This is a genomic window from Bifidobacterium catenulatum PV20-2, assembly GCF_000800455.1.
GTDB classification, from domain to species: domain Bacteria; phylum Actinomycetota; class Actinomycetes; order Actinomycetales; family Bifidobacteriaceae; genus Bifidobacterium; species Bifidobacterium kashiwanohense_A.
Genome location: NZ_CP007456.1, coordinates 850,642 through 870,811, shown reverse-complemented (window position 1 = coordinate 870,811; position 20,170 = coordinate 850,642). Strand labels below are relative to the sequence as shown.

At 53.3% G+C, this 20,170-nt stretch carries 17 protein-coding genes; 2 read left to right on the top strand and 15 right to left on the bottom strand.

Going from position 1 to position 20,170, the window contains the following annotated elements; genetic code table 11:
• Positions 1–25: 25 nt before the first annotated feature.
• Positions 26–1,429 (bottom strand): alpha/beta hydrolase, encoded by a 1,404-nt coding sequence (locus tag AH68_RS03665; protein ID WP_039197739.1) that lies wholly within the window; start codon positions 1,427–1,429, stop codon positions 26–28.
• A 362-nt stretch (positions 1,430–1,791) separates the two neighbouring features.
• Here AH68_RS03665 and AH68_RS03660 point away from each other — a divergent pair, with 362 nt between their 5' ends.
• Together AH68_RS03660 and AH68_RS03655 are read left to right on the top strand one after the other, a co-directional pair.
• Positions 1,792–2,589, top strand: a complete 798-nt coding sequence (locus tag AH68_RS03660) for an ABC transporter ATP-binding protein (RefSeq protein ID WP_039197738.1) — start codon at positions 1,792–1,794, stop codon at positions 2,587–2,589.
• A complete protein-coding gene (locus AH68_RS03655; RefSeq protein WP_022245518.1) occupies positions 2,586–3,374 on the top strand; it encodes an ABC transporter permease in 789 nt (262 codons plus the stop codon). The genes AH68_RS03660 and AH68_RS03655 overlap by 4 nt, the downstream gene beginning before the upstream one ends.
• A gap of 140 nt (positions 3,375–3,514) precedes the next feature.
• Here the strand turns inward: AH68_RS03655 and AH68_RS03650 are convergent, their stop codons facing one another.
• From AH68_RS03650 to AH68_RS03590, 14 genes are all read right to left on the bottom strand, one after another.
• Complete coding sequence (locus AH68_RS03650) at positions 3,515–5,587, bottom strand: DEAD/DEAH box helicase (protein WP_039197733.1); 2,073 nt, start codon at positions 5,585–5,587, stop codon at positions 3,515–3,517.
• 106 nt (positions 5,588–5,693) lie between these two features.
• A complete protein-coding gene (locus AH68_RS03645; protein WP_039197731.1) occupies positions 5,694–6,404 on the bottom strand; it encodes an SDR family NAD(P)-dependent oxidoreductase in 711 nt (236 codons plus the stop codon).
• Positions 6,405–6,733: 329 nt separating this feature from the next.
• On the bottom strand, positions 6,734–7,162 hold the full coding sequence (locus AH68_RS03640) for a HepT-like ribonuclease domain-containing protein (protein ID WP_081995866.1): 429 nt from the start codon (positions 7,160–7,162) through the stop codon (positions 6,734–6,736).
• A gap of 2 nt (positions 7,163–7,164) precedes the next feature.
• Complete coding sequence (locus AH68_RS03635) at positions 7,165–7,665, bottom strand: nucleotidyltransferase domain-containing protein (RefSeq protein WP_173405841.1); 501 nt, start codon at positions 7,663–7,665, stop codon at positions 7,165–7,167.
• 142 nt (positions 7,666–7,807) lie between these two features.
• Entirely contained in the window at positions 7,808–9,097 is a 1,290-nt protein-coding gene (locus AH68_RS03630) for a uracil-xanthine permease family protein (RefSeq protein WP_039197729.1), read from the bottom strand.
• 160 nt (positions 9,098–9,257) lie between these two features.
• Complete coding sequence (locus AH68_RS03625) at positions 9,258–10,070, bottom strand: histidine phosphatase family protein (protein ID WP_039197727.1); 813 nt, start codon at positions 10,068–10,070, stop codon at positions 9,258–9,260.
• Positions 10,071–10,284: 214 nt separating this feature from the next.
• On the bottom strand, positions 10,285–11,031 hold the full coding sequence (locus tag AH68_RS03620; protein ID WP_039197725.1) for a helix-turn-helix domain-containing protein: 747 nt from the start codon (positions 11,029–11,031) through the stop codon (positions 10,285–10,287).
• Between the two features lie 27 nt (positions 11,032–11,058).
• A complete protein-coding gene (locus tag AH68_RS03615; protein ID WP_039197723.1) occupies positions 11,059–14,241 on the bottom strand; it encodes a type I restriction endonuclease subunit R, EcoR124 family in 3,183 nt (1,060 codons plus the stop codon).
• On the bottom strand, positions 14,228–14,782 hold the full coding sequence (locus AH68_RS10255; protein WP_268871208.1) for a restriction endonuclease subunit S: 555 nt from the start codon (positions 14,780–14,782) through the stop codon (positions 14,228–14,230). Before AH68_RS10255 ends, AH68_RS03615 begins: the two co-directional genes overlap by 14 nt.
• Positions 14,783–14,810: 28 nt before the next feature.
• Positions 14,811–15,299 (bottom strand): NADAR family protein, encoded by a 489-nt coding sequence (locus AH68_RS03610; RefSeq protein ID WP_039197719.1) that lies wholly within the window; start codon positions 15,297–15,299, stop codon positions 14,811–14,813.
• Positions 15,296–15,712: a hypothetical protein gene (locus tag AH68_RS03605; RefSeq protein ID WP_039197717.1), complete on the bottom strand. Its 417-nt coding sequence runs from the start codon at positions 15,710–15,712 to the stop codon at positions 15,296–15,298. Before AH68_RS03605 ends, AH68_RS03610 begins: the two co-directional genes overlap by 4 nt.
• A gap of 12 nt (positions 15,713–15,724) precedes the next feature.
• Entirely contained in the window at positions 15,725–16,372 is a 648-nt protein-coding gene (locus AH68_RS03600; protein ID WP_039199770.1) for a DUF3990 domain-containing protein, read from the bottom strand.
• 8 nt (positions 16,373–16,380) lie between these two features.
• Positions 16,381–17,586: a restriction endonuclease subunit S gene (locus AH68_RS10250; protein WP_039199768.1), complete on the bottom strand. Its 1,206-nt coding sequence runs from the start codon at positions 17,584–17,586 to the stop codon at positions 16,381–16,383.
• Position 17,587: 1 nt separating this feature from the next.
• Positions 17,588–20,149 carry a type I restriction-modification system subunit M gene (locus AH68_RS03590; protein WP_039197716.1) on the bottom strand — a complete coding sequence of 854 codons (2,562 nt, stop codon included), beginning with the start codon at positions 20,147–20,149 and terminating at the stop codon, positions 17,588–17,590.
• Positions 20,150–20,170 lie beyond the last annotated feature (21 nt).

Genomic DNA, 20,170 nt, shown 5'->3' with positions numbered 1-20,170 from the left:
GTTGCTGACGCTTCAAAACGACATATCAGATCGCGATGCGTCTGAGATTCGGATGGTCCGCCAATTTTGGCTTGGCATCGCTCAGTCCCGTATTATAACCGAATACGGCAAGTCCGTACCGCAACGTGTCTTGCACGGCATGCCAGTCATGCGCATTGCCAAGCGATTCGACTGCCGTAACATGCATGCCCGCCTGTTGAGCAACCGGTACGATGCGTTCGATATTGCGCATGGACTCGCGATCACGCTCCCCCGCACCGATAACAAGCGTCTGGTTCGAAGGCGCATGGTCGCGGATGGCGTTGATGGGAATCTGCTTCTCGTATGCGGTGCGATCGCCGTGGAAGAACCGGCTGATCATACTGCTTTCACTGCCATTGGTCGGTTTAAGCTCGCTGCCGGTGGGGATGATGGTGCCGAACAAATCCGGATGGTTCGCACCGATTTGCAGCGAACATGTGGCCCCCTGTGAAAAACCTGCGATTGCCCAATCTTGTGCTTGCTGTGCCGCAGGAAGATTGGTTTCCACCCAGTCGACCACGTCTTTCGTCAAGTAGGTCAATGCATTGCCGTACACCGGCGAATCCACGCATAGGGTGTTATGCGAATCGTCTCCCAACTGGTCGGCTGCAATAACAATGGGCGCAAGTCCGCCATGATGCTGCGCGTAATCGTCCATCATTGTTTGAATGCCGCCCGCGGCAAACACACGACCCGGAGAGCCTGGCTGGCCGCTCATCATCAGTATGACCGGCAACGCCGGCTTGTGTTTGGCTGTGACAAGCGCTGCCGGCGGCAGATATACCAGCGCCCGTCGCGCTTCGAAATGCGATGCTGTGGCTGGAATATTTACTTTCCTGACTTCGCCATGTGCGGGAATATCGCTGACGCTACCGTCTGCCGCTTCCTGCCTCCATTGCGTGACGCTAATCAAATCGCTGCGTTTCGTCATTCCCGTCAGGTCGGCTTCGCGATAGGCGTCTTGGCCGAACAGTGATCCGATGGTGGCATATTCTCCATACGCCTGATCGATGCCGGTGGCGGTGGAAGACACTGCGCATACCACCAGTATTACGGCGACGACACGCAACACTCCCCTATGCAGCATCGCATGGCTGACCGCGAATCCGATGATCGCGCAACCGCAACCAGCCCATGCGATCACACGCGGGCCCAGCTCAACACCGAACACCACAAACACGTCCGACAGCAACCAGGCAATCACCAATCCGACAATGCCGGCAATAACCGCAATCACCATCGGACACGTAACTATGGCAATTGCACGTTTACCGCCGTCACGGCTTCCGCCAACCGTCTCCCATATTGCAATACCCAACAGTATCGCCGCCAGCACCGCGGTTATCGAAAACAACGTTGCCGGAAACCAGCCATCCACCAAGCTTATGTTCATCAACCATGCACGCATGCTCACTTCTTGCTTTCATATTCTTCATTTCCAATGTGCCAGTTGTAGTCCATGAAACGTTGGCACGACCTCATCCTTGAGGCTGATTTTCCTTGGAATATCGACGAAAAATACTGTGAGCAAGCTGAATGAATGATGCTATTCGGTAGCGTTCTTGCCTTTTGCCGATCACGCCTCGAACGCCATCATGTGCCGCATTGACGGTGTTTTTCCGAATTTTCTGTCTGCACCACGTCGAGCAGTGTCTTCAATTCGTGACTGGCAGATGCAAAATATTCCCATACAATGTGATTCCATCTCAGAAGACACTAGAAACGCGGCCAATGCTCCCGAGCAGCAGCCAAGCGGTATGGTGTTGGACTATGCAGTATGTTTTTTCGGCGTCGAATGTTTCCTGTGTCGTGCCTGTCGATGGTGAGCAACGCACGATTTTCAGCGGATTATCCGTTGATGTGAAGCATGGTGAGATTGTGGATTTGGTCGGCCCTTCCGGATCGGGCAAAAGTAGTCTGCTTACCGCTTTCGCACGATTGAATCCGAATGCGAACGGCGATTTTCAGCTTGAAGGGCGCCCTGCCAGCGAATTCACACCGCAGCAGTGGCGTAGTCAGGTGGCGTATTTGCCGCAGAAGCCGGTATTGATCGGTGCGAGTGTGGCCGAGGCGATTCGTTTACCGTTCACGCTGTCCATTCGCACTGGTGAAGCCAAGCGTGGATTCGGCAGGAAATGGTCGGCCGACAAGTCTCTCAAACCCGCAGATCTACTGCCGGATGCTCGCATTCGAGCCACGCTTGACGCCATTGGCTGCGCGGATATTGATTTGGGGCGTGCTCCGCATGACTTGTCTGGAGGCCAGGCCGCCCGCGTGAGTTTGGCGCGCACCTTGCTTACTTCGCCGAAAGTGCTGCTTGCCGATGAGGTTGATGCCGGTTTGGATGATGAGAACGCCGATAAGGTAGCGTCCATCATGGCTCAGGCTGCAGAGCGGGGCATGACGGTGATCCGTATTCGCCATCGCCCGCCGGATGGGCGTGCCACACGCATTCTCACACTGGCCAATGGCGTATTGCAAAGTGCGAATGCTCCGCGCACCGCAGTAACCAATGATTCCAATGGTTTCGCGGCACAGTCCGATTCGATGCAAGGAGTGCAGGCATGAGCGGCAATTATTATTCCATTGATATTTGGGGTCTGCTTATCGCATTGGTTATGGTTGCCGTGGCTGCGGGCATTTCCGAAGCGATGCGCATGGGCATTGGCAAGACACTGCTATGGTCGGCGTGCCGTGCGTTACTGCAATTGTGCGCCATGGGTTTCATTATGGAGTTCGTCATCAAGTCGAATAATCCATGGTTGGTGCTGTTGCTGGTGATGTTCATGCTGATCGCGGCCGTGCAAATCACCTTGTCTCGTGCCAAGGGTGTGCCGAAGGGCTTGGCCGGTCCCGTGTTTTTGAGCTTGGTCATCACCATGCTCATTATGATTTCGTTGGTCACCGAATTGATCATTCGCCCGCAACCGTGGTATGCGCCGCAATTGGTGGTACCGTTGACCGGCATGCTGCTTGGCAATACCGTGTCCGCTTTGGCGGTTGGATTGAGCCGGTTCTTCGAAAGCATGAAGGAACGCCGTGACGAAGTGGATACGCTGCTGGCGTTGGGTGCGACCGCTTGGGAGGCCGCACGCCCGTCCATCGTCTCGTCGATTCGTTTGGGTCTGCTGCCGACTACCGCCTCGCTGGCTTCCAGCGGCATTGTGACGGTGCCTGGCATGATGGCCGGTCAGATCATCGCCGGCGGCAATCCTATCGATGCGGCGAAATACCAGTTCCTGATTCTCGCCGCCATCGCAGCGTTGACACTTCTGGCCGACAGTCTCATTATGGTGATGGCGTACCGTAAGTGCTTCACTGCAGACGATCAATACAATCCGATCGCAGGCTAAACAACTTTCATATAGTCAATCAAATTAATAGACGATCAGATTTAACAGAAAACGGCGTTCGCCAAGTGTTCATATACCTTGGCGGACGCCGTTTTCTATTATCTACCAGCTGCGCAAGCTTTGATTTTGCTTTTCAGCGATCAACGCGTGCGGAATGGCGCTTTCCTGATGTTCGCATGGCGATGGCGCGACTGTCCTGCATGCTTGTCGTGACGTTCGCCACGGCCGCCACGCTTGACTTCCGTATGACGGTCATAGCGTTTCGCATCCGAGGAACGCTCGTCATGCTTCTTGCCTTTGGACCGACGATTATCGTCATATTGACGTTCGGCACGGGCTTCAGACTTGCGCTGCTTCTTGCTTGGCGCACCCTGCTTTTTCGCAAGCTGTCCGGACTTCTTCTTTCCCAGTTTCCTGCGATTGTCGGTATTGCCGTAATCGCTGTCGTTCCTACGCTTGTTCGTCGTTTCGCGTTGTTCGTTGTCGCTGCGCTGCTGCTCATGCAGGCGCGCATACTTTTCACGACGCTTGTTGTTGCGCTTTTCCTCGTGCTGTTCGCGGCGTTCCTCCTGAATTTCAGGATGTTCCCAACGATGTTCACGCGCTTCGAATTCACGATTGTCACGACCTTTGAACTTGGCGGCACGGCGTTCCGCACGGTTCTTCTTCGGTTCGAACTTCTTCGTGCTGTCGTTACGCTCCTCACGCTGATCGCGATCGCGACGATCCTTACGTTCGGACTTAAACGGCTTGCCGCCCTTGTCTTTGCCGCGATCCTTGTTACGCCCGCCGGAACGGTTCGACCTGCCGGAACGTTCGCCGTCGGCACTCCCCTTGCCGTTCTTCCTACGGCGCGGATTTCCTGCCGGCTGCGACTGCTCAAGCGTCCAGCCGAACACCGGCTCGGCCACTTCGCCTACGAGTTCCAACACTTCCGGCGAATCAGGGGCCACGTCGATCGGTTCGACCGTCAGTCCGGCCTCACGCATCATGCGACGGGTCCTGCGGCGCTGGTTCGGCAGAATGATGGTCACCACGTCACCGGAATGGCCGGCTCGCGCGGTTCGTCCGGAACGATGCAGGAAGGATTTCGGATCTTCCGGAGGTTCGACCTGCACCACGAGTTCCACACCGGAAACGTCGATGCCTCGCGCGGCCACATCGGTGGCCACCATAACGTTCACATCGCCGGAGTTGAAGGCGGCCAGATTGCGGTCACGCTGGTTCTGGCTCAGATTCCCGTGCAATTCGGCCGCAGGAATGCCATTCTGCGTTAAATCCTTGGCAAGCTTCTGCGTCTGGAATTTGGTACGGGTGAACAGAATGCGACGGCCCTTGCCGGAAGCGAGGGTGCGCACCAGCTCGTGACGGTTGCCCTGCGTGGTTTTGAACACATGGTGGGTCATCTCGTCAACGGTCGCCGTCGCGGAATCGACGCTATGCACCTTCGGATCGGACAGGAAGGTTTCCACCACTTCGTCCACGCCATGGTCGAGCGTGGCGGAGAACAGCATGATCTGCGCGTCGAACGAAATCTGGCCGAGCAGTCGCTTGACTGGCGGCAGGAAGCCCATATCGGCCATTTCGTCGGCCTCATCAATAACCGCGACCTCAACCTTGTCCAAGGTGAGCGCGCCCTGTTCGATCAAATCCTCAAGACGACCTGGGCAGGCCACCACAATATCGGCACCGGCCTGAAGGTCACGGATCTGGCGGGCATAACGTACGCCGCCGTACACGGTGGTGGTGTTGATGCCGTATATCTGGGCAAGTGGCATCAGCACGTCGTTGATCTGGTTGGCAAGCTCACGGGTCGGAGCAAGCACCAAGCCACGCGGATGAGGCACGAAATCGTCGGCGCGACGCTCCTTGGCATGAGCCTGCTTCACACGATCAACCTCATGGCGGAACTGGCTCATGTTCTCATATTCGTTGGCATCCACTTCGCCCAGGCGAGCGACCAGCGGAATCGAGAATGCCAACGTCTTACCGGAGCCGGTACGACCACGGCCGAGAATGTCTCGCCCAGCCAACGAATCGGGAAGCGTGTCGGCCTGAATCGGGAAAGCGGTTTTCTTGTCATCGGCCGCAAGCACGCGGACCAGCGGACCAGGAACGCCGAGCTCGGCGAACGTCAGCGGGCGTTCCTCTTCCTCGCCCATCGCTTCGGAAGCGGCTGCGAGGGTATCTTCATCAAAAACGGTATCGGGCACAATGGCCTTTCATGTCAAATATTACGCACGTTGCGCAAACCTGATAACTGTAGCCTATGCCCGATACTTTTTCTTACGTTCCTTCAATCCTTCATATCCGTTATATTCACGCCGGATTGCGGTTGATTTCGATATCGGTGACGGTCAGATTCGCTTCGTTGACCAGATTGAACAGAATCACTTCGGCCAGTTGGTTGGCACGCATGAAGGTATGCTGCTTTTCTTCTGAAACGTAGTCATGGCTGTCACGGTAGAACGGGGTGTCGATGCCACCTGGATAGACACCCACGATTTTCACACTGGTCCCCTTGTATGCGGCCTGCAAACTCTTGGTGTAACCCTTCTCGCCCCACTTGGTGGCGCAGTACACGGATTCGTTGGGATTACCTCGCGTTGCCGCAGTAGACATGACGTTGGCGATTTTGAGATCCTGCTCACCGTCCGCTTTCAGCGTTTCCACGCTCCACAACACCATGCCTTTCAGGCCCTTCAGACACTTGTCCACATCGGCCGCCTCGTATGCGGTCGGGACTTTGAACGAAGGCTGCCCGGCATTGTTGATCAGCAAATCGATATGACCGATTTTCGAGATTGCGGCAACAGAGTCCTTCACGAACGATTCGTCGGAAATATCGCCCACAAAAGCTCTGTATTCGTCGGCAGCAAAAGTCTTCGACAACTCCGCCTGGCGTGCGCCATTGAAATCAATACCAGCAACGAACCATCCTTTGGCGATCAGCTGTCGAGTCAGCTCATATCCCAATCCAAGCGCGGAACCGGTGACGATAGCGATTTTCTTTCCTGCTGCGATACTCATATGACGAACTCCTCACTCAAAAATGAACACAATCCCTCTTGCGCCATCATAACCGTTCAATCCCACATGAAGTCAAACGATTGACGTTTTCTTCTGTATTACATTCCGCAATCCACTGTCCCTTCATTACATCCGATTTCAACACCGTTTTCAGCGAGTTCACATATTCCGTATCACCGTGCAGTTTTGAATGGACATCATGAAGGTTAATAAGCGATCGAACCATGGAAACCCTGCAGAGAAGCGGTATTCCATGAGAGGCATGATTATTGGATACCTAGGACTGATCAGCATTCCTATTCTGGACCATCGCCGACCTGAAGTGGACGTTATACTGATTCTGAACTACATTGCCATAATTCGTCCCACACTTTTCCCAGTTCCACACCAAAAGCCGCTGCCATAGCTTCCACTTTCGGTTTAAGCATCTGTGCGAGTTCCCACGCATCCGAGATGGCAGTGCTGTACAAAACCTCCTCATCAATGGCATCGTACTCATGAATAATGGCGTTTCGCATGCCGCGCAATTCACGCCATGGTAATTGCGGCGTGACATCACGAAACTCATTGGACAACCGACGTGCGCACTCCTGTGCTTGAGTAAGCTCCATAGCAACAGAATTAAACGATCTCCGATCGCAAGCCAACTCTTCCGCAGCATCAAAATATTGCGCATCACCATACGCATGGACCAGATGCTCTACCATGGCGATCAATGTCACAAAGTCACGATACCGCCAATCCTGATGTACAACCATGCTCATGCCACCTTGATTAAATCAGGTTTTATCCGTTCATAGAACAGACGACCTGCGGCACTACGTTCGGCACGGCGCTCGACGGTGTCGAGAGCCATTAACGAGACTTCACGCCCCAGATAAGACGATAATTCATCTGTCAATGTCTGAGTTTGCGTCAGACCGAGCCGCTCACCGGGTTTCAAACGATACAACAAATCAACATCAGAATCCGGTCTTGCATCCCCTCGAGCCACGGACCCATACAGCCAAACTTCGGCAAGACCGTATTCTCGCGCAATTTTGCCAACAATGAAACGGATCGTGGTCAATTCCAAAGGGCTATCGTTCGAAGCGACCTGCTGCAGCGCAGAACGATATCTTTCCAGAAAATCCTGAGTGGGATTCCCGTTGCGCTCAGCACGCGATAACGCCGATTGTGTAGTGCCCATGGCTTCGGCAATTGCACGTTGCGTCAAACCACGCCGGATACGCTCATCCTTAAGCTCCTCAATAATCGACATGCCTATATCATAGCATAAACGCTATATATCGATTCAAGGTCCAGCCGGAATCTCCGCCTTTCCCCACTCACACATAAAAAGACCCTTCCGGAACAGGGAACGTTTGGGAAGGGCCTTCAGAGCGATGCAAATGATCATTGCATCACAGGATGTCGGGATCGTTCTTGTCGATCGTGCCGGTGGCCTTGCCGATGGCCTTCAGGCCGTGGTAGGCGATGAGGATCACGATGGTGCCGATGGCGATGCCGTTAAAGGAAATGCCATTGAAAGCGAACGCGAACTGGCCGATGGCGATGATCATGGTGATTGCGGCAACCATGATGTTCAGCGGCTTGTCGAAGTTAACCTTGTTCTCAACCCAAATACGGATGCCGACCATGCCGATCATGCCGTACAGCAGGGTGGTCACGCCACCGAGCACGCCAGCCGGAATCGTGTTGATGATGGCACCGAACTTCGGACACAGGCTCAGCAGCAGTGCGAAACCAGCCGCACACCAGTAGGCTGCGGTGGAATACACCTTGGTGGCTGCCATCACACCAATGTTCTCACCGTACGTGGTGGTGCCGGAACCGCCGCCGAAACCGGCGATGGTGGTGCCAAGACCGTCGGCGAACAGGGCGGTGCCGATCTGGTCGTCATAATCGCGGCCGGTCATCTGGGAAACGGACTTGACGTGGCCGACGTTTTCGGCAACGAGCACGAGCACCACCGGAACGAACATCGGCAGAATCGTGAAATCAACCTGCGGCAGGTGGAAAGTCGGCATACCAACCCAAGCAGCCTTGCCGATGGCGGAGAAGTCAACCTGGCCACGAATGCAAGCGTATGCGTAACCGATGATCACACCGATCAGAATGTTGAGTCGGCCAAGCAGACCCTTGAACAGCACTGCTACCAGCAGCACGGCAGCCAAAGTCACGATAGCGGTATCGGGAGCGACCTGGAAGTTGTTCCACACGCTCGGAGCCAGATTGAAACCGATGATGGCCACAATGGCACCGTTGACCACCGGCGGCATGATGATGTCAATCCACTTGGCACCCGCGAAGTGCACGAGCACACCGATCAGAGCCAGCAGCAAACCGGTGACGAGAATGCCGAAGGATGCGACGGCAATGCCCTTGTTCGCCGTGGTGACGGCAGTGATCGGGGCGATGAAGCCGAAGGACGAACCCAAGTAGCTCGGCAGCACGTTCTTGTTGATCAGCAGGAACAGTGCGGTCGACATGGCCGTGAAGAACAGGGTGGTTGACGGGTCGAAACCGGTCAGAATCGGCACCAGGAACGTGGCACCGAACATGGCGATGACATGCTGTGCGCCGATTTCGGCGGTGCGCGGCCAAGTCAGACGCTCGTCAGGCTCAACGACTTCGCCCGGCTTCAGCGTCTTGCCGTCACCGTGGACCTGCCACGTGAACAGATTGGACATGCGATTGTCTCCTTAACTCTCTTTCGCGGCAAGCAAAAACGCGCCGCGTGTCACAGCCATTGTAGTGGGGCGTGGACACGGGCGCGTTGCTCACACAAGATGGGGGCATCAATCGTCGATATCAGCCAATCCGATCATGCAATCAACAGACCAACACACATCACAGGTGACGGTCAACCGCATGAACAACGTCCACCAAATCGCCATTCGACAGCACTGGACGCTTGAATTCACGCCAATCTTCGACCTTCACCACCCAACGACCTTCCGCATCGTCGAACACCGGACGAGCGGTCTGTTCCCAACGGAAACGCTTATGCGTACGCCCGGTCGCCGGATCACGGCGCGAATAATGGAAGCACGTACAATTAGTGATCTTCCATTCGTCGGACGCCGCACGGTGCATGAATTCCTCGTCGGACAAGTCCTCCAAAGTGAGCATAAGCGCCAGCATGAGGTCGCCGTGACTGACCATCACTACGGATTCCGCGTCCGACTTGCGGTTCAGGGACGTGAGCAGATTATGCACGCGGTTTTCGGCCACATCGGCGATTGATTCGCCCGCCGGCGGACGCCAATACAGCGGATCAGTGTTCTTGAACATCCAGTTGCGCGCGTAATTGGTTTTGAAATCGTCTTTCGTGATGGTATTGATCTCACCCCAGGAGCGTTCGCGCAGCACGCGTGTCTCCTCCCATTTCGCCTTAGGCAGGGCCATCGTGGCAGCCGTCTCACGCGTGCGCACGTACGGCGAGACGAGGTAACGGTCGAACAACGGCTGCTGTGAGACCAGCCAGCGGCCGATGCAGTCCGCCTGCTTGCGGCCGGTGGCCGTAAGCCTCCACGAACGGTCGGGCACGGTGACGTTGTCCTGCGTATACAGCGAGTTGTCACCCTGTTCACCGGCACTGATAATCACGTTCGCTTCGGATTCGCCATGTCGAATCACATACAAATCAAGGGGCATTCCCATATTCGTTTATTCCTTTGCTTTCATCCACATCCTGCGCGCGTTTCCGTTCTGCCGTTCATTCGGCCGGCGCGCATCATCATTGAATGCTTTCACCGTAGTCGATTTGAACGTATGCCACACGCGAAACCACGTCGATTTCACGATTGGCACACTCGAAGTTCGCGATGTCGTTACGTCCGGTTCACCGCATCGCCCACGACACGCCGGGGCGCTACTACTCCGGCCAGATGCCGTTCTGTGAGTACTTGGCGCGGTACTCCCCCGGTGTCATACCGCTATGTTTTTTGAACACTTTCGTGAAATGGCTTTGCGACCGGTATGCGAGGATCTGCGCGATCTCACTGAAGCTGTATTCCGAATATTTCAGCATGTTTTCGGCGGCTTCCATACGTTTGTCGGTAATGTATTGCGACAATGACGTTCCCGTTTCGCGTGCGAACAGTTCCGACAGATACGTGGGATTCAAATGCACGTGCTGTGCCAGAATCGCGACAGTGATTTTCTCATGCAGATGGTAGTGGATGTAGTCCATGCATTCGTTGACGGCTTTGGAATGCGTTTCCGTCTTCTGCATGTCGGCCATGGCCCAAGTGAAGAAGGTCATCATGTCGGTGTGCAGTCGACGCACGTCTTCCGGGGTCTTGCAATTGTCAAGATCTTGAATGTACAGATCGGAGGCGTTGTATGCGTCTTCCTCGTCCATGCCACCTTCAATGGCGAAACGCGTGGCCAAGGTAATGGTGGTGATGAAACGGTATTTTGCGTTTTTCAGAGAATCGTCCGACAGATGGCCGTATAGTCCGGAATCCCACAGTTTCGCGCTTTCCGAAATGGCATTGATATCGCCGGAACGCATCATGTCATACTGCTTCATTTCCTCAACGTAGCGATGGTGGCGTACCCGATCCTCACGCGAAAGAAAGTCCAGATACCCCAGTTTTGCTTCGTCAACAACCGCCATGATTCTCCCCTGTTTTACTGCCGTCCGCTATTTGCGATCGTCCAGATCGAATCCTCCTTCAAGGATAAAGCTTTTCAGCAACTTGGTGGCGAGAAGATTCGCAGTGAATTGGGTGACAGAGCTATCCGGCTTGCTGAAGAACGCCTTTGCCAAAGGCTTGTTGATGGACGCTTTCAACTGGTCGAACCGACCAAATTCATTCAACGTCGCTTCGGTAAGATCAAGCCGCATCATCTCGTTGAGCAAAGCTCCATCCACGTCAAACGCCCTGGTGATCTTCTCCACTTGGCTGTTCTTGGCGTTGTTAGCATAATACGTAATGTAGTCGCGCAGCGTTTTGCCCTCCTCCAACTCAATCTCGCCACGCTCCACATCATGCATGAACAGTTCAGCGTACCGTTGCTCCTCCTGACTGAGCGAAGCGAACGACTTATGTAGCTCCTCCTCGGCGGATGCCAACAGGACTGGATCTCCTCCGCCAAGCGCCTTGAGCCATTTGGTGAAGTTGGCGTTCATGTAATCCGTATCAATCAATCCTGTATCTATCTCAGTGATATGGCCGTCAAGTTCATACGGCACTTCCGGACTGCTGACATAGCCTTCGCCGCTGCTGAACATTTCCTTATATCGCTGTACAAGAATCAGATATGTCCGTTCATCAAGCTTCGGCCGCACAACTTCCACGGATCCATCGTCATGGGTGATGAGGTATTCCCGCTGCCCCCAAGTGAATCCTTGCACTTGGGCGGATTCCAAGAAATCATTGAGTTCCACGAACAGTTTCGCGAGCTTACGGCACGCCTCCACCGATTCCGGCAGTCGCATGAAATCCTCTACGCCCCCGGCACGGAACACGGAAGCGATCTCTTCGAAACGCGCATCCATCAAACGCACGTTTTCCGGCAGTTTCTGCACGAACAAATCAAGCGGTTTGTCTCCGGAATACAGTTTCACCGCCGCTTCGATATACCCTTTCATGGTATGTGGCTTGCGGTAGTAGCGAATCGTTCCGAAAGGCTTGTCCGGTCCGAACAACCGGTTTGTACGGCTAAACGCCTGGATAATGTTCTCGTAGTCGATGATCTTGTCGAGATACAGCGTGTTGACCCACTTGGAATCGAAGCCCGTCAGCATCTGGTCGACCACGATCAGCAGATCGATCCGCTCCTCACGATGCTGGTCGACAGTCAGGTACGGCCGTTTGTGGGAAAGCCGCGCGGTGATGTCCTTCTTCATCTTCGGCCATGTGGGGATGATGAAATCCTTGCCAAACAGTTCGTTGTAATCGCCGATGATTTCCTTAAGCGCATCCTCCTTGAGGATTGCACCATTGGAGTTATCGACATTGGGATCAAACAGCGCGGTCACATGCATCTGCGGAGCACGCTTCTTGAACAGATGGTAATAGCTGATCGCCTCGGGAATGGAACTCGTGGCCAGCATCGCATGGAATTTGTTGCCTCTGCTCAGCAATGGGAATTGGTCGAGAATGTCCTCCACGACCTTGCCCTCATGAGGCGTATCCTGCGCGTACTGCGCTGGGGCCAGATAGTCCTCAATACCTTTGATATGTTCTCCGGCCTGCGTTTCCATAGGTCCCATCGGCATTTGCCTCGGATCCATGTAATGGTAAAACACTTCGGCTTTCGCCGGATCCGCCTGGGCTTCCTCAACTGTCGCCGCTTTTGCCTTCTGCAACGCGACAGCCTGGCGAACATCCTTGTCTCGGTAGGTCAACACCATGTACGGGTCGAATCCGAGCACATTGCCATCGCGGATACCATCAGCGATGCTATATCGGTGGAGGCAATCGCCGAACACCATTGATGTGGTTGAGCCCTTCTTGCGGTTCTCCTCATGGATCGGAGTGCCTGTGAAACCGAAATACAGCGCATTCGGGAAGGAATGGCGAATATCCTGCAGCATCTCGCCGAATGTGGAACGATGGCATTCGTCGATGATGAATACGATGCGTTTGCCGGCGAGCTTCTTCACTTCCTCTTCGGTGATATGCCCCTCGCCGGCCTTGATGTTGCTCATTTTCTGAATGGACGTGACGATGAGTGTGTCTTTGGGGTCGATGCTTGCCAGTTTTGATTTGAGCACATCCGTGTTTTCCGTGCCTTGCACATCGTCGGCATCATCCGCGAACGACCGGTATTCCAGCAATGACTGCGTGCCCAATTCGACACGGTCCATAAGAAAGACCACTTTATCGGCGTCTTTTGAGCCGGCAATGAGTTGCGCCGCCTTGAAACTGGTCATGGTTTTGCCCGAGCCGGTGGTATGCCACACATAACCGCCCGGACGACCCGGCGTACCGCTTGGCACCGGCTCATCCCATTTGCAGGTACGCACACGGTCGGAAATGGCGTTTACCGCCTGGTATTGGTAGCTGCGTAGCACTTTGAGACATCCGTCCGCGGAATCGGCGACCGTATAGAACCCGATGAGCTGATGCGCCATAGGGATAGATAGCAGATCCGATGCGAAACGTTTCCACTCGTCCTGCCCGACATGTTTATTCGCCGCTATGGGCTCGTTGTTGAAGTCAGCCCAGTGGAAGAAGTAGTTGCTATTGAAATCGCCTTCACCGGGATTGGCGAAATACACGGCATCATCCGGATTCATGGCCACGAAGACCTGCACGAGTCTGAACAGCCCGGTGAACACGCCTTCATGCGCGTATTTGGCGATTTGATTGGTGGCCTGGCTTACGGGAATGCCGCTTTTCTTCAGTTCTATATGGATGACCGGCATTCCGTTGATAAGCAGGCAAACGTCTCCCCTGCGATCGTTCAACATCTTATTTTTAGCTGGATAAATAGGCTGTCTTGCGATTTGGTAGCGGCTTTGCCCCGCTGCGATTTCCTGCCGATCGTAGATCTTCAGGCTGATTTCCTTACCGTAATGAGCCTCATCCTTGGGATTATCACGTTTGATGGATACGGTTTTACCATTAATGAAGGAATTCAGCGCCAATGGTGTGCGTAATGTTTCGATCTGTTCGAGGATCTGCGCCATCTCACCTTTGGTAAGGCGCTGCCCATTCAATCGATCGATGCCTTTGTTATTGTCGAACAGGATATTGGCCCAATTGCTGATAAGGTCCTGTTCAGTTGGATATTCCAACACGCCATCGGTCCATCCATGGCGCTTCAGCACCGCGACCAGATTGTCTTCGAAATCCGATTCTTTATCGTAGAACATGTTTCATCTCCCCGAATGCACCGTCACTTTCTGAGCCCAATCTTACGAGCGCAGCCCCTAACATCCAAGAAGCAACACCACAATACTTACGCTGATGAAGGGTGATGAGCGAGTCCAGACGGTCGAAGAACGCGCCAATTCGGCGCTGCTCGGCGATATTGCACGGAACACCAATAAGTTGATCATGCACATCATTCCGATTAAGTGTAGGAACGCCACTACCCGAGCCAAAACGTTCCAAATTCAGTGAGCTATAGAGCCAATAGATGAACTTTGGTTCATTGCCATTAAACGAAGTGACCCATAAACTGGTGTTATGCGGCCAAAAATCTCCTTCAATATATTGAAGACCTCCGATTGTTCCGGAACGACCTGTGACAACACCGGGACCTTTAACCGCGTATTTTGAGTGCCATCCTCCTACTCCGTTTGACATTACTACGGGATAGGGGCCTGAGATCATTTGACTGACGGGTAAATCAAATCCTCTTTGTAATGGTGCAACTTCACCCAGCTTACGCTGTTCCCAAGCGGGGACAATGAGAGCCCGAAAAACAGCCGTATTACCGTCAATCTATACGGCTGAGCTTCCTTCTTGTGAGCATTAGAGCGTATCCGAGCAGGTTCCGACCTCGCCATTGCCTCGGATTGAACCTGGCTGGGTCATGCATCGACAGGCCGATGCCCCAGATGCGGTCTTTGACGGCGCATTCCGCCAGCAGCGCGGTGCCGGTTACCTCAAGCCGTGCCCCGAGTTCGGCGTTCTGGCTGAATTTGGCAAGTAATCCTTCATAGACCTCGATTTGGCGAACGCCGTTCCACACGTGATCGTCATAACCGGCCACCAGTCGACCAAGGCGTTTGATCTCGGCCACGTCATCGGTTTCGAAGATTCGCGCGGCTGTTTCAGCATCGTTAAAACAGCATGCTTTGCGATACATCATGTACTGTTCCATTGAGGAAAACTCGACACCGTCCACAACGAAGCGCGATGGATACCAGTTGCTCAGGTACCCGTTCTCCTCATCGGGATTATGGAAGCAGATGATGTCCGTCATTCTTCGCCGACTTTCCGCACCGCAAGTTCCAGATCGAGATCATGAAGTCCGAAATAGGCTTTCTTCAGGAAGTCCAACGGCACCCTAGTGATCACTTCATAACTGGGAATACCGTAGAACCATTGGTAGTAGGCATAGAACTCACCGATCCAATCGGGCATGAACCCTTTAAGCGCCTTGCCGTCCTTCAATTGGTAATGCTCGGTCTCGGTGAAATACTTCCACAGTTCTTCCGCATCCATCGTATTGACGTAGGCTTTGGCTTCATCAATGCTTTTTCGTGTTTTGCTCGTCATATACGTGGCGATGAAATCCTCCGTGTTCTTGTTAGGGAACGACTGCGCCACGTAGTCGAAAAGCTTGCCTTGACTTTCCACCACATCATCCCGATAGACTTCCGAATATGCCCGCATGGTTTTCACTCCCTAGAGCAACGTGCTGAACACGTTGGTCACCGTATTGACATCGGAATCGATAAGGTCACGCATGTTCTGCCGCGCCTCAACATCCCTCTGATTGTATTTGTCGTTGAATTCGCTATAGCTGACGGAAAGCAAGCCATCTTTGACTTCTCGCAATTGACCGTATGCCTTTTCGGTCTTGACACAATACTGAATTCCCAGACCTCCAAGCGACAGCAGTTCCTCCAAGATATCGACGTCCACATTGTCTCGGACGAATTCTTTAGCGATGTAGAAGTACGAGGCGTTCGCACGCCAGCCTTTGATGATGTCATAGCCGCTGGTATCGATGCCGTATTGGGCGATGAATTTTGCGGCAAGCACGCGATAACGCTTGGAATCGGCGGCATCACGATGTTTCATCAGCTCGGCTAGCCAGGCAAGCACGCTATGCTCCTGAAAATCCAGGATGCTCAGCCCATTCGTGTTCAGTTCGTACTGGTGGACCCAGCCATTGGACTCATCCGGCCTGCACACGGCCCATTCCTTGGCGAGCTCGACACTTTTAGTCAGATAGAAACCACGACCGTAGTCATGCTTGTCATTGCCCAAACCGTATTCGGGGGTCACGGATTCGTATGGGGAACCGTGAAATAACGTGATTGTTGCCATGAACACCCCTATACAAACATCTTGTCAAGCATGGATTTCTTGATATTCCGCAGTAATTCGAGCTTACGCTGATGAAGGGTGATGAGCGAGTCCAGACGGTCGAAGAATGCGCCGATTGAGGCTTGTTCGGCAATGGAAGGAACGGCCATCATCATATCCTCCATGGCCGAACGCGAAACAGAAATCACTTTGATTCCCTGCATTAGCGGAAGCAACTGATCATGAAATGCGGGACTGTTCAAATAGTACCCAAGATATCCACTAGCGTACTCTCTGATTGGACGCAAAGGCATCGTATGTAATCCGGAAAATACCTTCTTTCCCGCAGAATTACATAGTTCTGTGCATTTTCCGACGGCTGAGTCTTCGGCTGTATCGGCGATAATAACATCACCGTCCTGTAAGCAATCGCAGGTCTGTCTATCTGCAACGGCATCGTCTGCAATTCTTGGAACTTTTGCCTTTTTGAGATCGAGGACAGAACCGTATTTTATTAAGACATCACCATAATGAATATCAAACGCTGCGCCCTCACTGTCACTCAATTCAGCTCGGGACAAAGTATTGCTTCGGAGAAATCCAAGCTCTTCGCCCAGCTTACGCTGTTCCCAAGGGTCAGCGAAACCAGCGAAACGAATCTCCGGATACAGGGAACCCCCTTTAGGAAACATCTTGTCGAGCATGGATTTTTTCAGCACGCAGAGCTTGTCATACTTACGCTGATGAAGGGTGATGAGCGAGTCCAGACGGTCGAAGAATGCGCCGATTCGACGCTGCTCGCCATTGTCTGGAACTAGGACTTCGGTTTCATTTATTGCCCGCTTTGAAAGACTTGGAAGCCCCGTCGACTCATCCTTGCTTTTCCAATCAACGTTCAGAAAAGAACACAAAAGGAAATTAATATCTGAGGAAGCCTCAGGAATGGCATAAAATAACGTATCTACCGTCCAGAAAGGTGCCTGCAGTCTATACGGTTTGTCGATAGTTCCTTTTCGCCCTATGCCAATTGCATCTTCATCATACGAAAGAGCCTTAGAAACAGATGTCATGTAACCACCTGTTCCGTATACCGGGATTGGTCCTTCCGTCAGATGCTTATAGTCTCTGCCACTGCAAACATTGGCAACTTCACCTAGCTTACGCTGTTCCCAAGGGTCAGTGAAACCAGCGAAACGAATCTCCGGAACCAGCGCCTTTGCATGCTGCTCGACCATATCATTCACCCCCGAGCAGTGCTTTGAGCTCTTCCAAGCCCGCCAGATCGCGAGCATTGCCGGTCAAATCGCCAAGCATTCCGGCCAATTCCTTCTCCGCTTCATCGATTTGGCCGCATACATCGGCATATGTGATGGCGTACTTGTTCTTCAACTCGTTCACTTTGCCAATGAGCTCGTCGATCACGTCATTCGGCAGTTTTTCCAACTGCTTCTGCAATGGCGTAATCCACTTGGCTTCCAGCAACCTTCTGGCTTCGTCATCACTCAACGTCTTAATCGCGTCGCATGTCTTATCCTCCAACGCGTTTCGCTTGGTCTTGATGTTGGACTTCAGCTTCTTCTCCTCATCAAACAGCTTCTGGGCCTGCACCAAGCCACGCTCGAAATCGGAAGCCGGATTCTTGCCGATCGCCTTGACCGCTTTCTTCAGCTCGGCGGCAACGAAGGCCTCACCGTCCTGGTTGATCGCATCACTGTTCTGCTTGTTATCCTCATCGAAACCTTCCAATATGGTTTCAATCTCGGAATCAATGTCCTGCACACGGCGTTCGTCCGTCTCGATTGCAGCCAAATCATCGTGCAGCAGCTCGCGCTGAACCAGGTCGAACGGCAGAACGCGGCCAATCCAGCCATCTTGCACTTCCACATCCTTGCCGGCCTTCTTCTTGACGACCATATTCGGATCCACTGCTCTTACCGCATCGAAACCTTCGGAACCTAACACTTCCAGATCAATGGAGATGCCGTTCCATGCGTCATCAAGCTTCTGATAAGCATCATACGGGTCAACCAGCGCGGTATTGGCAATCATCGCATCCAATTCCCTACCAATGGCCGCTTCCTGGGCGAGCGCATCCACTTGTTCGGGATGCTCGACCAAACGGAAGCGCAGGTCGGAGGGCAGGTCGGAAATAGCATGCTCATATGCGGCGACGAACGTCTTCACATCGGCATTGTTGCGAACCACGGCGGCGATGTCATCATGATCGCAGGCATAGCAAGCGCCATCATCGCGGAACAGTTCAGCCTTCAAACTCGGCCAAGAGTTCCAATATTCCTTGAACTGCTCAACCTCGTTCTTCGGAACGCCACCAAACATCGAAGCGTACACATCCCACGTTTCCGCATCCTCGGATGAATCGACATAACGCGGAATGTTGAGGTTGTAATCATTGGCGCGAATCTCATCGATGGACACCAGACGGCTGAACTTGGGTACCGTGCGATTGTTCGACACCACATCGACAATGCGTTTGATATCGGAAGCCTGTAGCTTGTTGTTCTTGCCGTCCTTGATGAAATGCTTCGACGCATCAACGATGAGCACCCTGTCATCATCGCGTTTTTTGCGCAACACCATCACGATGGTGGGGATACCCGTACCAAAGAAAATATTCGCAGGTAGACCAATAATCGCCTGAATATGACGGTTCTCGATTAGATTCTTACGAATCTGACCTTCCTCGCCGCCACGGAACAGCACCCCATGCGGCAGAACGATGGTCATAATGCCATCGGCACGCAGATGGTACAAGTCGTGGAGCAGGAAAGCATAATCCGCCTTGGACTTCGGGGCTATGCCATAGCTGAAACGCGGATCGATCTCCTTGTCAGCGGAATCCCAATTCTGCGAATAGGGTGGATTGGAGACCACCGCATCCACGAACAGCGGATTGTACGTTTCCTCCTTGTTCTCCAACGTGTCGAACCATGGCCAATCGTCCTCCAAGGTGTCGCCGTTGCGGGCAACGATGTTGTCGGGAAGAATGCCACGCATCACCAGATTCATACGCGTGAGGTTATAGGTGTTCTCCTTAAGCTCCTGCGCGTAATACATGATGGAATCCGGATTGCCGTTGCGCCGAGCCACAGCCTGGCCGATATGAATCAGCAAGGAACCGGAGCCGGATGTCGGATCGTAGATTTTGATCTGCTCGCGCCCCTGCAAATACCAGGCGACGATTTCGCTCATCAGCTGGGAAACCTCAGAAGGTGTGTAGAATTCGCCGGCCTTCTTCCCCGCATTGGCGGCGAAATTGCTGATGAGATATTCGTAGATGAAGCCGAGAACGTCATAATCCTGACGACCATCCATCGGAATGTCTTTAATGAGGTAAATCAAATCTCGCGCGGCCTTGGACTGGCTTCTTGCATCGGTACCGAGCTTGGAAAGTCCGGTCTGTAGAGTGTCGAAAATACCGTCGAATACTTTCTTGTGTGCCGGATTGATGTTGCGGGAGAACGCCGAAAGCGCATCACGTACGTTGGAAATCTCGAAATCGTTACCTTGTTTAATCCATGTGGAAAACAGGTTGTCATAGGCGATGAAGTAGCCGCACTCACCCTGCACGAATTCCACAATGTCCGGATTGTCCTCCGTGAGCTGCGGAAGGTCGTTCTCAGTGAAGTCGCTGGCTCTCAAGCGCATCAGTTCGGTTTCCGAAAGGAATTTGTAGAAGATGAAGCCAAGAATGTAATCCTTGTATTCGTTCGCTTCGATCTTGGAACGCATCTTATTGGCGGATTCCCAAATCTTCGAAGCGAGCTGCTGCTTATTCATCTATCCCTCCTCATTGCGGTA